The following is a 12,597-nucleotide window of genomic DNA, read 5'->3' as shown; positions in this document are numbered from 1 at the left end:
TCACGCCGCGCGTCGTGCCGTCCGCCACTGCGACGGCACGACGCCGACGTGCCGCCGGAACGCGCGGCGGAAGCCGTCGTCGGAGGAGTAGCCGAGCGCCCGCGACGCCTCCGACACGCTGCGCCCCGCCTCGAGCAGGTCCTTCGCCCGCCGCATCCGCACCTCGGTGACGTAGCCCGCGGGGGTGCGTCCGAAGGCCGCGCGGAACCGCTCCGTGAGCACCGTCCGCGACATCGCCCCGATGCTCGCGAGGCGGTCCACCGTCCACTCGAGGCCCGGCTCGCTGTCCACCGCCGCGACCACCCGGTCGAGGTAGGCGTCGCCGGTCGTCGGCAGCGCAGCGGCGGTGTCGCCGACGGCCCACGCCCGCACCACCGACAGCAGCACGGTGCGCACCATCAGCAGGCAGATGACGGGGTCACCCGACCGCACCGTCCCGTCGACGGCCGTGCCGAGCTGCGCCGCCAGCGCCGCCGCGGCCGGCTCGAGCCGCGCGAACCCGCCGGCGATCACCAGCTCCGGCAGCGGCAGGAGGCATGCCGAGGCCTCGAGCTGCACCTCGACGACGGTCAGCCGCGCCCCGACCGGGAGGCGATCTCCACGGGCTGCCCGCCGAACGTCAGTAGAGCGTCACCCGCCCGCAGCGCCCGCGGCGGGCGGACGGCCGTCGCCTCGCCGGCGGGGAGGTCGAGCTCGCAGGCGGTCGCGCACGGAGCGAGCGCGGTGATCGCGCCCTCGACGACGTACAGGAGCACGACGGCGCCCGGTGCGAGTCCGAGGCGCTCCCCGGGCGGCACCGTCACGCGCCGGGTCGCCCCGAGCGTCACCTCGAGCGAAGCCAGCACGTCCTCGAGCACCACGGGTTCGATCGTCACCCTCGGGGCAACGCCCGCTCCTCGTGCACCATTCCGGTGGCGCGAACGCCGTCGGCTCCGGACGGGGTGACCTCGCCTCCCGTATGACCCGGTGTGACGCCGTCCCTCGATCAGTCCGGCTTCCGTCTGCCTACGGTGTCCGCATGACCCTCACCGACACCGCCATCACCCTGGACTCCTCCCCCGCGCTCCGCTCCGAGCGCCTCGACGCCGCGTCCACCGCGTGGGGCGAGCGGATCGACGCCGACCGCTCGTCCGCCCACCTCACCTACCGGGTCGGAGGGGGCGGCGAGGGCGCCGTGGCCAGCCGCATCACCGCCGGCCGGCACTCGTTCCTCGTCGACGAGCTCCGCGGCTCTGGCGGGCGACGACGTCGCCGCGAGCCCTGTGGAGGTCGCCCTCGGCGCGCTGATCTCCTGCCAGGTCGTGGTCTTCCGCCTCTACTCCCACGCTCTGGGGATCCCCTTCGACTCCATCGACGTGCAGGCCGAGGGCGACCTCGACGCGGCCCGGCTCTTCGGCAAGGACGAGGCGGTGCGTGCCGGGTTCACCGCTGTCCGCCTCTCCGTCACCCTCACCGGCCCCGAGAAGGAGGAGCGATACGAGGAGCTGCGCAGCGCGGTCGACGCGCACTGCCCGGTCCTCGATCTGTTCGCTCACGAGACGCCGATCAGCACCTCGGTCCAGAAGGGCGCGTGATCGCGCGCACCCTCGCTGCCGCCAAGGGTGCACGCCTCGTCACCGGGCGCCGAAGCGGGACCGGTACCCGGACGGCGTGCTGCCGAACGCCCGCGCGAAGTTCTGCCGCAGCGTGACGGGGTTCCCGAATCCGCAGTCCGCCGCGATGCGGTCGACGGTCAGATCGGTCGTCTCGAGCAGCCGACGCGCATGATCGAGTCTGCGCGAGCGCACCCAGGAGGCCGGAGTGGTCCCCGTCGCCGCACGGAACGCCCTCACGAACGAGCGACGGCTCATCAGCGCCACCGCCGCAAGGCGCTCGACGCTCAGCTCCTCCTCGAGGTGCGCCAGGGCCCAGGCGGAGGCGCGCGCGATGCGGTCGTCCTCCGGCTCCTGGGGCAGCGGCCGCTCGATGTACTGCGCCTGCCCGCCCTCGCGGTGCGGCGCGACGACGAGGCTGCGCGCGACCCGGTTCGCCGCCTCCGCTCCGAGTGCGCTGCGGACCACGTGCAGGCAGGCGTCCAGACCGGACGCGGTGCCCGCGGAGGTCAGGACGTCGCCCAGGTCCAGGTAGAGGGCGGTGGCGTCCACCGCGATCGACGGGTGGCGCGCCGCCATCCCCGCCGCCGCCTGCCAGTGGGTCACCGCCGCACGGCCGTCGAGCAGGCCGACGTCGGCCAGGACGAGCGCGCCGAGGCAGAGACCCGCGACCCACGCGCCGCGAGCGTGCGCGTCCAGGAGCACGCGGGTGAGGTCCGCGCCGGGCGCGCGTCCGTCGTCGATCCAGGAGGGGATCACCACGAGATCGGCGGTTCCGGCCGCCTCCGGACCCTCGACACCGTCGATCCGGTAGCCCTCGGCCGTGCGGATCGAGCCGGGCCGGTCGGCGAAGAGCACCGTCTCCCACTCCGCGATCCCGAGTCGCCGGACCTCGTCGAAGACCGTCTGCGGCACCGAGAGGTGGAACATCGTGACGCCGTCGACGGCGTGGATCGCGATCCGCACGGGCACCTCCTCCGCTTGGCCCGGATCCATCGTAGGGGGTGCCGGTGTGCCACTGGTCGCGCCGAGCATCCGCCGTCAGGATCGGAGCACCGCCCCGCACACCCAGGAGACGACACCATGACCGCACCCCGCCGCGCCCTGATCCTCGTCGACGTCCAGCAGGAGTACTTCGCCGGACCTCTCGAGATCCGCTTCCCGCCACACGCCTCCTCGCTCCCCCGGATCGCCGCCGCGATCGACGCCGCAACCACCGCCGGCATCCCCATCGCCGCCTTCCAGCACAGCGCGGGTGAGGGCGCTCCGGTCTTCGCCCCCGGCACAGAGGGCTTCGCGCTGCACCCCGAGATCGAGCGCCGCCGCACGACCGAGTGGACGTCGATCACCAAGCGCTTCGGCACGGTCTTCGCCGGCACCGATCTGCTCTCCTGGCTGCGCGGGCACGATGTCGACACCATCACCCTGGTCGGCTACATGACCAACAACTGCATCCTCGCCTCGGCCGCCGAAGCCGAGACGCACGGACTCGCGGCCGAGGTCCTGTCGGACGCGACCGGCGCCATCGCGATCTCGAACGCGGCCGGCTCCGTCGACGCAGAGACCGTGCACACCACGCTGCTCGCCCTGCTGAACTCGAACTTCGCGGCCGTCGGCACCACCGGCGCCTGGACCGACGCCGTTTCGACGGGCACTGCCCTCCCGAAGAGTGACCTCGGCTCCTCAGCCGTCGCCGGCACCGAGCTCGCCATTCACTGATCCGAAGCGGCTAGCCGTGATGCTCTGGGTGGGATGGGCGAGAGCCCTGAGCGGACGACATCCTCGACAGTGTGCTCGGGCGTCGTCCACTCGACATCCTGGCAACACGGAAACAGGTTCTCAGCCTCGACCACGAGGGGACTGGTCCCACCCGGCCGGGCGGGCGCCGCCGTCCTGCCGGGTCCTCGTCTGCAGCGCAGACGACACGGCGATCCGTCTGCCTTGTTACCGTGAACAATTAACGATACGGTCCGATCACCACACCGCGCGGAACCCTCTCGTCGATCTCGATCACCAGCAGGCAGACCGCAGCGGCGCGGATTCGAAGACGAACCCGAAGGGACTCTTGTCGATGAGGACGAGACGACGACACTCGAGCACACGCTCCCTGACCATCGCCGCCCTGGCCGCCGCCGCGCTCGTCGCGAGCAGCACCGTGCCCGTGGCGGCCGCCGAGGACCGGGGCCGCGGCCGCGGTTCCGACCCCGAGCAGAGCCTGCTCGGCTCGTTCACGTTCGACGCGGCGCCCAGCGGCGGTGCGTTCACGGACCCGCTCGGCCCGCGCGAGCTGCAGGGCACCGCAGCCCTCATCGCAGGGCAGGAGGGGCAGGGACAGGCCGTGCGCCTCTCCCCGTCGTTCTGGCTCGACGTGAAGGCCGCCGACGGCACTCCCCTGCTGAAGGGGCGCGACAGCATCACGCTCTCGTACGACAGCAGGCCCGACTCGACCACCAACACCGGCTGGTCGGTCTTCGCCGCCCGCTCCGCCGTGCGCCAGGAGTTCGCGCAGGAGCACTACCTCGGGATCCTCGATCGCACGACGGGGATCACCGTCGAGCGCTACGACAACGCCGGCAGCCGCGACACCTCGGGCAACCTGACCGCGCCGAGCGCGACCACGGCGTGGAAGCACGTCGACCTCGTGATCTCGGGCTCCTCGGCCCGCGTCTACGTCGACAGGAAGCCGGTGGCGGTGAATGCGTCCGGCAAGACCTGACGCAGATCCTCGGGGCGGCCGGGGGCGTGCTGCAGGTCGGCAAGGCGAACTGGGGCGGCGGCGAGTACTTCACCGGACTCCTGGACAACCTGCGCGTCTACGATCGAGCGCTCACGAGCGCCGAGCTGGGCGCCGAGAGCACGACGGTCGCGACCGATGTCGGAGCGGCGCTCGCCGTGCCGTCGACGCCCTCCGGACCTGCCCTCGCAGGTGCTCGGACGCACGATCACCTGGAGCGCGACCGGCGCGGGCGCCGCCCGCATCGCCGCGAACGGAGCGGTCGACACGACCGGGCTCACCCCGGCACCGGTCGCCGTCCGCGTGCAGGCCGCGGTCGACGGCGTCGCCCAGACCTTCGCCTGGGACGCGCGCCTCGTCGCTCCCGGCGGCCGCATCGCGACCTACGTCAAGACGGTCACCACGACGAACGGCGTCAAGGACGATCCGATCGCCTACAACGACGATCGCCGCGCTGACGCGCTCTACGCCGCGGCGCTGCCCACCGGCGCGAGCACGTGGGAGCCGCTGAACCGATCGCAGGCGATCCTCTCCGTGGCGAACGACGGCAACCAGGCCGATCGTCCGAACGCGCAGGTCGGCTCGCCCAGCCTGTTCCGCACGGCGGACGGGTCCCTCGGCGCGGTCGCCGGCCAGAACAACGCCACGGACTCCGTCTACCTCTGGACCTCGCCCGACGGGCGCTCGCTCACCCAGCAGCGCGCGATCCGCCTCGCACCGGGCTCCGTCGTCACCGATCCGCGCATCGTCCATGACGCCGCGGCGCAGAAGTACAAGGTCTTCTGGACCGACCTGCTCACCGGCGAGGGCCGCGTCACGCTGCTGAACGACCTCGCCGCGGGCACGACCCCGGGCGCCACGACCCGAGCCGACGCCCGGACTCTCGGCGTGCAGGGCGCGGGTCTCCCGTCGTTCACCACTCAGAACCAGGCGAGCGAGTTCCAGCCTCACGACCACCGAGTTCGACCTCTTCTACAAGAACTACGTCGATCTGCAGAACACCGGCGTGAAGCCGGTCGGAGCGAGCGTGCCGCAGGGCGCGACCGCCGCTGCCGTCGACACCGCACTCCCGGACCAGGTCGTGCTCGACTACAACGACGGCTCCACCAAGAACCTCCCGGTCGACTGGGCGGAGGAGTCGCTCGACACGACCCGGCCCGGCACCTACGAGGTCACCGGCACCGTGCAGCAGCACCGTGAGGAGATGGTCAGCGACGCCCGCGCCGATCCGCACGTGTTCTTCAACGAGGACGACGGCTACTACTACCTCACCGGCTCGCACTACGCCCAGTCCTCGCTCGAGCCCGTGAACGAGAGCCAGAGCTACCGCAAGATCGGCCTGAAGCGCGCGACGACGATCGAGGGTCTCAAGGACGCTCCGGAGCAGATCGTCCTCGACCCCGACGCCGGCACTCCCGGACGCGAGGGCGAGTTCCCCAACACGCACTACGGCTGGGGCGGCTTCATCTGGGCGCAGGAGTTCCACAAGATCAACGGCACCTGGTGGATCGTCGCCGGCATGAACAAGGGCTACGCGCCCGTCGGCGGCTGGTGCGACAACACCGTCCTGATCCCCTACACCGGCACCGACGCGTCGATCGCGGCCGGCGGATTCCTCGAGCGCGGCAACTGGGGCGAGCCGGTGATCCTCGAGGGCGCCGCCTTCGACGTCAGCTACTTCGAGCGCATGGAGGCCGGGGCGAAGCAGGGCTACCGGGTCATGCCGATCGACAAGCAGATCCGGATCTCGAAGGTGAAGCAGGGACCCAAGGGCACCGTCCCCTGGTCGACGGAACGCTCAGCCGCGTCTACGGCGAGAGCCAGCCGGGAGATCGGCAAGCAGTCGCCCACTCCGTCCGACACCACCGAGGGCCGCGACCAGGGCATCGTCGAGGCGCCGTTCATGGTGCAGCAGGGTGACAAGATCCACATCCCACCTACTCCGGCGGGACCGTCGACAAGTTCTACACCCTCGGCATGCTGAGTGCAGACGCCACCGCGGACCTGCAGAACCCCGCCAGCTGGACGCAGACGCCGTTCCCCGTGCTCACCACCAACGACACCTCCGCCGGGCGGATCGGAGCGGACGAGGACGACTACTACACGAAGGACCACGCGGGCGGCGGGCAGCAACTCCTTCCTCCACGACACCTCCGGGAACCTCCTCCTCGCCTACCACGCGCGGCCCTACCCGAGCCGCACCAGGCCAGCGACCCGAACGGCGCAGGCGGCCTCTTCGACGCCGACCGCAACACCTGGTTCAAGGCCGTGAACGTGCGCGCCAACGGCGCACTCGATCTGTCGCTGACGAAGGCGCAGGAGGTCGCGCCGGGCAACCGGACCGTCCGCGCCACCGTCATCGTCGAGGCCTCGACCGCCCCGGTCACCGCCACGGCCGTCTCGCGGTGCGTCGCCGGCAAGGTCGTCGTCACCCTCACCGCCAAGAACACGGGCGCCAGCGCCGCCGAGATCCGCTGGAGCACCCCCTGGGGCGCGAAGGTGCAGCAGGTGGGCGCGATGAAGACCTCGTCCCTCGCGATCTTCGACTCGCGCCACGTCGGTGGCCGCGGGGACCCTCACGGGGACCGCGACCGCGAGCGGCGTGCAGACGCCGGTGACCGCGACGTACACGGCCGCGCGCTGCAGCTGACGGCACCACTCCGGGCGGGAGGGCGCTCAGCGTCCTCCCGCCCGGCTTCCGGCCGCGCTCGTGCGTCCACCTCGATCCACCACGCGCCGAGCGGCGCCGCAGATACGAAGGAGTATCGATGACCTCCGTCCGTCTTTGGAGGACCGCCCTCACCGGGGTCCTCGCCTCGATCGTCGTCGCAGCGGGGGTGACCCTCCCCGCTCTACCCGCAGCCGCGGCGGAAGACCTCCTCGTGCAGTACGACTTCTCCCAGCTGACCGGCACGACCGTCCCCGACTCCTCGGGCGGCGGCCGCGACGCCGTCCTCCGGGGCACCGGAGCGAGCGTCGTCGGTGACGAGCTGCGCCTCCCCGGCGGCGCGAGCGGCAGCTCGGCCGCGTACGTGGAGATGCCCCGCGGCCTCGTCGACGGCCGCGACACCCTCACCATCCAGTCCTGGCTGCGCAACGACACCGGCGCGGGCAACTACGCGGCGGCCTTCTTCGGCACGACCGAGAACCTGCCGTCGCAGTACTGGCTGCTCAACCCGCGCGACCCCTCCGGCCGCTTCAAGTCCGTCATCACGGCGAGCAGCAACCCCTCCGCCCCGTGGACCACCGAGGCCGGGATCTCGGGCTCGAGCACTCCGGCCGGGCCTGACCACCGACGCGCAGTGGGGCCTCTACACGACCGTGCTCGAGCCCGGGAAGCTCACCGGCTACTACAACGGTCGGCTCATCTCGCAGGTCACGACGAACCGCTCCGTGTCCGCCCTCGGTACGAATCTCGTGGGGTACATCGGCCGTTCCTCCTACCCCGATCCCTTCTACCGCGGTGGGTGCGCGACTTCGAGATCCGCACCTCCGCGCTGACCGCCCAGCAGGTCTCGGACGCCTACTGGACCGGGGTGGACCCCGCCGTCCGCACGGCGGCACTCGCCTCGGACGCCGCGGCGATCGACCTCGACCCGGCAGAGTGACCGCGGACCTCCGCCTCCCGACCACGGGTGCGCAGGGCCTCGATCACGCGGACGAGCTCCGACCCGGCCCGCATCAGCAGCACCGGAGTCGTCACCCGGCCCAGTAGCGGATCGGACGTGCCCGTCACGCTGACCGCGTCGCTCGCGCTCGGCGGAGCGACCACCGAGCCGCTCCTTCGAGCTCACGGTCGCCACGCAGAACCCTCAGGCCGATCTCGACGCGCTCGCGCAGGGAGTCGTCCTGCGTCCGACCGTCGCCGACGGCGAGGTCCTGCCCTGCCGCCCCGACCGGCTCGACGATCACCTGGACGACGAGCACCGCCGGTCTCGGCGTGGTCGACGGCGCACTCCGCGTCACCGGCTCGGCCGCGGTCTCGGGAGTCGTCACCGCCCAGCTGCGCCTCCGGCACCGCGACGAGCGCCAAGGCGTTCGACGTCCGGGTCCTCCCGACGGCGCAGGCGCGCTACCTGCTCTCGTACGAGCGCACGCCCCTCGCCACTCAGGTCTACGGCCCGAAGCTCGCGTACAGCATGCACCTCGGCCTCGGCGCGACCCGCACTGGCACCACCGCCCTGAACGAGAACTACGGCGTGCTCTTCGCCGACGCGCAGCTGACCGGCACACTCGACCTCGTCGAGACCCGGACGCTCCGCGACCCGTACGTGTTCTCGCTCGCCGACGGCGGCTACGGCGTGCTCGCCACCCGCACGCTCGCGAACGGCGACGTCCGACCCCGCGCACCGCGGCACTCCCCTGCTGTTCACCTCCACCGACCTCGTGGCGTACGAGCCGGCCGGATTCCTCGACCTCGGAGTGTCCGCGGCCGTCGATCCCCGCGCCGTCCGGGACTCGGCCGCCGGCGTCTACCGCGTCACCTGGAAGGACGCCCAGGGAGCCGAGTACTCGCGCTCGTTCGGCGATCTCGCCGACCCCGCCACCCGCGGCGACCTCCGCGCCGGCGGGCTGACCCTGTCGGACCCCGCCGCCACGACGACGATCGAGGGCGCGGTGCCCTCGAACGTCCTGGTGCTCCCCGCCCCGGCCGCGACCGGCCTCGAGAACCGCCTGGGCCGCCTCCGCAACACCACCGTCCAGGTCGCCGGTACCACGGTCGCCCAGGGCGCCGCGGTGCCGACGCCCGGGACGGCGACGCCTCGTACACCGACGGATCGACGAAGCAGCTGCCCGTGGACTGGTCGGCCGCCGACCTCGCCGCGGTCGACACCTCGAAGCCCGGCACCTACCAGGTCTCGGGGACCGTGCGGCAGCGCGACTACGCCGCCCTGTTCCTCCGGGCCGAGGCCGACCCGAACATCCTGAAGTGGAAGGACCGCTACCTCTTCATCTCGACCGACGACCGCGGCGACGACCAGCCCGGCATGTTCCTCCGCAGCGCCCTGACAATCGAGGGCCTGCGGACCGCGCCCGACAGCGTCATCGTGCAGAAGGGCACCGCCGGCATCGCCGGCTGCTACTGGGCACCGGAGCTGCACGAGCTCGGCGGCGAGCTCTACGCCTTCTTCTCGCCGTGCATCGGCGCCGTGGACTGGCAGCGGGTGACCGCCTACGCGCAGAAGCTCCGCACCGGCGGCGACCGGACCGTTCTCGCCGACTGGGAGGCGCCCCGACCGGTCCTGAAGCAGGACGGCTCCGCTCTGCAGCGCGACGCGCAGCACCCGGGCATCAGCCTCGACATGACCGCGTTCCAGGACGGCGGACGCACCTACGTCGCGTGGTCGCAGCGCTACATCACCGGCGGAGTCGTCGGCGACGCCGAGCTCTGGATCGCGACGATCGATCCGGCGAACCCGTGGCGGCTCACGAGCGAGCCGCGCAAGCTCATCACCGCGTCGCTGGGCTGGGAGACGAACACCAGCAACGTCGCGGAGGGCGCCACGGCGATCTTCTGGGACGGGAAGGTGTTCCTGACCTACCCCGGCCTCCAACGTCGACCGCACCTACGCGATCGGGCTCATGGTCGCACCCTCGGGCGCCGATCTGACCGATCGGTCGGTGGACGAAGTCGGACGCGCCGGTGGTGAAGAGCGACCCCGTCGCGAACCTCTGGGGCCCGGGGCACAACAGCTTCACGGTCGACGAGGACGGCAACGAGGTGCTCGTGTTCCACGCGCGCGCCGACGGCAGCATCGAACCGCGACGCCTACCTCCGCCGCATCCACTGGGCGGCCGACGGCCTCCCCGTGCTCGACATGACCCGTGCGGAGGAGGTCGCGACGGCCAACCGGACCGTCCGCACGACCGTCGTGGTCGAGGATTCCGCGGCGAAGGTCACCTCCAGCGCCACCGCGCGATGCATCTCGGGGAAGGTCGTCCTGACGATCGCGTCCAGGAACACCGGCACCGACAGTGCGTCGATCCGCTGGAGCACCCCCTGGGGCGAGAAGACGCAGCTGGTCGGCGCAGGGAAGACCGGCACGATCGCCATCTCGACCCGTGCTGCGTCGGTCACCGCCGGCTCACCGTCGGGAACGGCGACGGTCGGTGCGGCCACCGCACCGATCAGCGCGGCGTACCCGGGCGCTGCGCTGCGGCTGACCGCTCCCCCACGCGCGAAGACCAGCGCGCCTCACCGCAGCACTCGCGCGGTGACGCACCAGAGAGGCCGCCGATCGCTCCTCGAGAGCGGTCGGCGGTCTCCAGGGTCACGAGCCTCCCGTCGTCCGTCGGGCCACGGGATTCCAGGGAAAGGGAACACGCATGACCAGGACAACGACGTCCCCGCGCAGAGCACGGTGCTCGGCGCCCTCGCCGCCGCGATCTTCGTCGGCCTCACGACACTCGGAGTGAGCACGCCCTCTGCCGCCGCCACCCCCGTCGCGACCGGCACCGATCAGGAGATCCGCAACGAGCACAGCGGACTCTGTCTCGACGACTACCGGTTCGACACCACGCCCGGCGCCGAAGTGCGCCAGTGGAACTGCCCCGAGGGCGCCAACCAGCCGTGGAGATCCGCGACCTCGGCACCGGCTTCGCCGAGATCAAGAACCGCCACTCCGGCCTCTGCCTCGACGACTACGACTGGAGCACCACCCCCGGCGCCGACGTGCGCCAGTGGACCCGCAACGGTTCTGCCCGTGCAGCAGTGGAGCATCACGGATGTCGGCGACGGCTACAGCAGCATCGCCAACCGCCACAGCAGCCTCTGCATCGAGAACAAGGACTCCGCCCAGGTCGACGGCGCCGTGATCCAGCAGCAGACCTGCACCACCAGCACCGCTCAGCGCTGGCGCATCACGAACGCCGCCGTCGACGGGGTGACCTACACCGTCTACCGCGAAGCGCAACCCCACCGCCGACCAGCTCGACGCCTACGCCCGCATCGACGCGGCCGTCGGAGCGCCGTCGACCGCTACAACGCCCGCACCGGCATCTCCAAGCACCTCCGCGTGTTCTACAACCCCGGCGTCCCGACGGCCGAGGCCAACCTCGACGGAGTGATGAGCTTCGAGGCCGACCTGCCCATGGTCGAGGGGACCGCCCTCCACGAGATGGGGCACACCCTGGGCATCGGCACCAGCGGCGGCTACTACGCGAAGTGCGTCGACGGAGCCTGGACCGGCCTACGCCGTCGCCCTCCTCCAGTCATGGGACGGCGCAGGAGCCCGGCTCAACTGCAGCAACCGCACATCTGGCCTACGGCCTGAACTACTCGAACGAGTTCTCCGAACTCGCCTTCGAGCGCAACGTCGACATCACCGAGGCGATGATCATCGACGGGATGTGACCTGACCGCGGAGCCGCCGTCGTCCTGGTCAGGGGCGGCGGCGGGGCTCGTAGTGCGGGCGTCTCGCGGGACGGAGCGCTCGCACCCCGGCCCCCACCACCCCTCGCACTCGACGCCCCTGACCGCATCGGAGGGGCCGAGAGGACACGACGAGAGGCGGGCCGGACGTCAGGCCCGCCGCGAGGCGTTCGATCAGCTGCAGGTCGTCAGGGCGTACGCCGCCTACATCCTCGTCCGACGCGTCGTGCCGCCGGACTGGGCTGAGAGGTCCACCGTCACCGGGCCCACGGCGACGGTCGCCTTGCGGGTCGAGGAACGCCTGCGTGACGGTCCGTCCGGCAGCGACCGAGACGGTCTTGGTGCCGAAGTCGGGTGAGGACCACCTCCACGGCCACCGCCCCGGCATTCCCCCTCGTCCAGGCCGATCGGCGTCGTTGTCGGTGGGAGTCTAGCAGCAGCTGAGTGCCCCCGTAGGGGCCGAGACGCTGGTGGACGCCCCTCCGGTCGTGGCGGTCACTGCTGCTGAACCGGCGGAGACGGACGTCGAGCGGGTGCTGAACGTGGTCGTCGCTCGAGCACCCGGCGCGAGGGCCGCGACCTGGTGCCCGCGGAGGTGACGACGCGCACTGCGGCTCCGTCCCGCGGTTGGTCGTCACCCGTCAGCACGACCTTGCCCGCGACGCAGCGCGGGACGGCCGAGGCGGTCACGTCCACTCCGCCGACCGCCGTGAGGTCGCGACCGCCCAGGTCGCCGCTCCGTTCGCGAGCGCCGCGCACCACGAGGGTCTCGCCGGCGCGATCGAGGACGGACGCGTCGAACGCCTCCCAGGCCACCGCGACCTGCTCGGTGCGCCCGCCGCTGAAGGTCGCCTGCACTGTCGCCGGGAGGGCGACGCTCATCGATTGACCTGCACGTC

13 protein-coding genes and 1 pseudogene are annotated in these 12,597 nt (G+C 71.9%); 10 read left to right on the top strand and 4 right to left on the bottom strand.

What is annotated here, in order from left to right; translation table 11 throughout:
* Together AC0CII_RS00880 and AC0CII_RS00875 are read right to left on the bottom strand one after the other, a co-directional pair.
* Window positions 1–558: a helix-turn-helix transcriptional regulator gene (locus AC0CII_RS00880; protein WP_465228424.1), complete on the bottom strand. Its 558-nt coding sequence runs from the start codon at window positions 556–558 to the stop codon at window positions 1–3.
* Window positions 559–569: 11 nt separating this feature from the next.
* Window positions 570–860 (bottom strand): hypothetical protein, encoded by a 291-nt coding sequence (locus AC0CII_RS00875; RefSeq protein ID WP_465228423.1) that lies wholly within the window; start codon window positions 858–860, stop codon window positions 570–572.
* Window positions 861–1,262: 402 nt separating this feature from the next.
* Between AC0CII_RS00875 and AC0CII_RS00870 the strand changes: the two genes are divergently transcribed.
* Entirely contained in the window at window positions 1,263–1,574 is a 312-nt protein-coding gene (locus tag AC0CII_RS00870) for an OsmC family protein (protein ID WP_465228422.1), read from the top strand.
* A gap of 39 nt (window positions 1,575–1,613) precedes the next feature.
* Here the strand turns inward: AC0CII_RS00870 and AC0CII_RS00865 are convergent, their stop codons facing one another.
* Window positions 1,614–2,558, bottom strand: a complete 945-nt coding sequence (locus AC0CII_RS00865) for a GlxA family transcriptional regulator (RefSeq protein ID WP_465225340.1) — start codon at window positions 2,556–2,558, stop codon at window positions 1,614–1,616.
* Between the two features lie 117 nt (window positions 2,559–2,675).
* Between AC0CII_RS00865 and AC0CII_RS00860 the strand changes: the two genes are divergently transcribed.
* From AC0CII_RS00860 to AC0CII_RS00820, 9 genes and pseudogenes are all read left to right on the top strand, one after another.
* Window positions 2,676–3,311 (top strand): isochorismatase family protein, encoded by a 636-nt coding sequence (locus AC0CII_RS00860; RefSeq protein WP_465225339.1) that lies wholly within the window; start codon window positions 2,676–2,678, stop codon window positions 3,309–3,311.
* A gap of 346 nt (window positions 3,312–3,657) precedes the next feature.
* Window positions 3,658–4,308: a hypothetical protein gene (locus tag AC0CII_RS00855; RefSeq protein WP_465228615.1), complete on the top strand. Its 651-nt coding sequence runs from the start codon at window positions 3,658–3,660 to the stop codon at window positions 4,306–4,308.
* A pseudogene (locus AC0CII_RS00850) lies at window positions 4,215–4,424 on the top strand (LamG-like jellyroll fold domain-containing protein); the annotation flags it as partial. The gene AC0CII_RS00855 and the pseudogene AC0CII_RS00850, both read left to right, overlap by 94 nt.
* 40 nt (window positions 4,425–4,464) lie before the next feature.
* On the top strand, window positions 4,465–5,526 hold the full coding sequence (locus AC0CII_RS00845; protein ID WP_465228614.1) for a hypothetical protein: 1,062 nt from the start codon (window positions 4,465–4,467) through the stop codon (window positions 5,524–5,526).
* A complete protein-coding gene (locus tag AC0CII_RS00840) occupies window positions 5,408–6,310 on the top strand; it encodes an Ig-like domain-containing protein (RefSeq protein ID WP_465228421.1) in 903 nt (300 codons plus the stop codon). The genes AC0CII_RS00845 and AC0CII_RS00840 overlap by 119 nt, the downstream gene beginning before the upstream one ends.
* Window positions 6,304–7,098: a hypothetical protein gene (locus AC0CII_RS00835; protein WP_465228420.1), complete on the top strand. Its 795-nt coding sequence runs from the start codon at window positions 6,304–6,306 to the stop codon at window positions 7,096–7,098. Before AC0CII_RS00840 ends, AC0CII_RS00835 begins: the two co-directional genes overlap by 7 nt.
* A complete protein-coding gene (locus tag AC0CII_RS00830) occupies window positions 7,095–7,934 on the top strand; it encodes a hypothetical protein (protein WP_465228419.1) in 840 nt (279 codons plus the stop codon). Before AC0CII_RS00835 ends, AC0CII_RS00830 begins: the two co-directional genes overlap by 4 nt.
* A gap of 27 nt (window positions 7,935–7,961) precedes the next feature.
* Complete coding sequence (locus AC0CII_RS00825) at window positions 7,962–9,977, top strand: family 43 glycosylhydrolase (RefSeq protein ID WP_465228418.1); 2,016 nt, start codon at window positions 7,962–7,964, stop codon at window positions 9,975–9,977.
* A 168-nt stretch (window positions 9,978–10,145) separates the two neighbouring features.
* On the top strand, window positions 10,146–11,600 hold the full coding sequence (locus AC0CII_RS00820) for an RICIN domain-containing protein (protein WP_465228587.1): 1,455 nt from the start codon (window positions 10,146–10,148) through the stop codon (window positions 11,598–11,600).
* 593 nt (window positions 11,601–12,193) lie between these two features.
* Here the strand turns inward: AC0CII_RS00820 and AC0CII_RS00815 are convergent.
* On the bottom strand, window positions 12,194–12,597 hold a 404-nt coding region (locus tag AC0CII_RS00815; RefSeq protein ID WP_465228417.1), incomplete at its 5' end, for an Ig-like domain-containing protein.

It is taken from the genome of Rathayibacter sp. AC182 (genome assembly GCF_979253875.1).
This window is presented reverse-complemented; position numbering and strand designations above follow the sequence as displayed.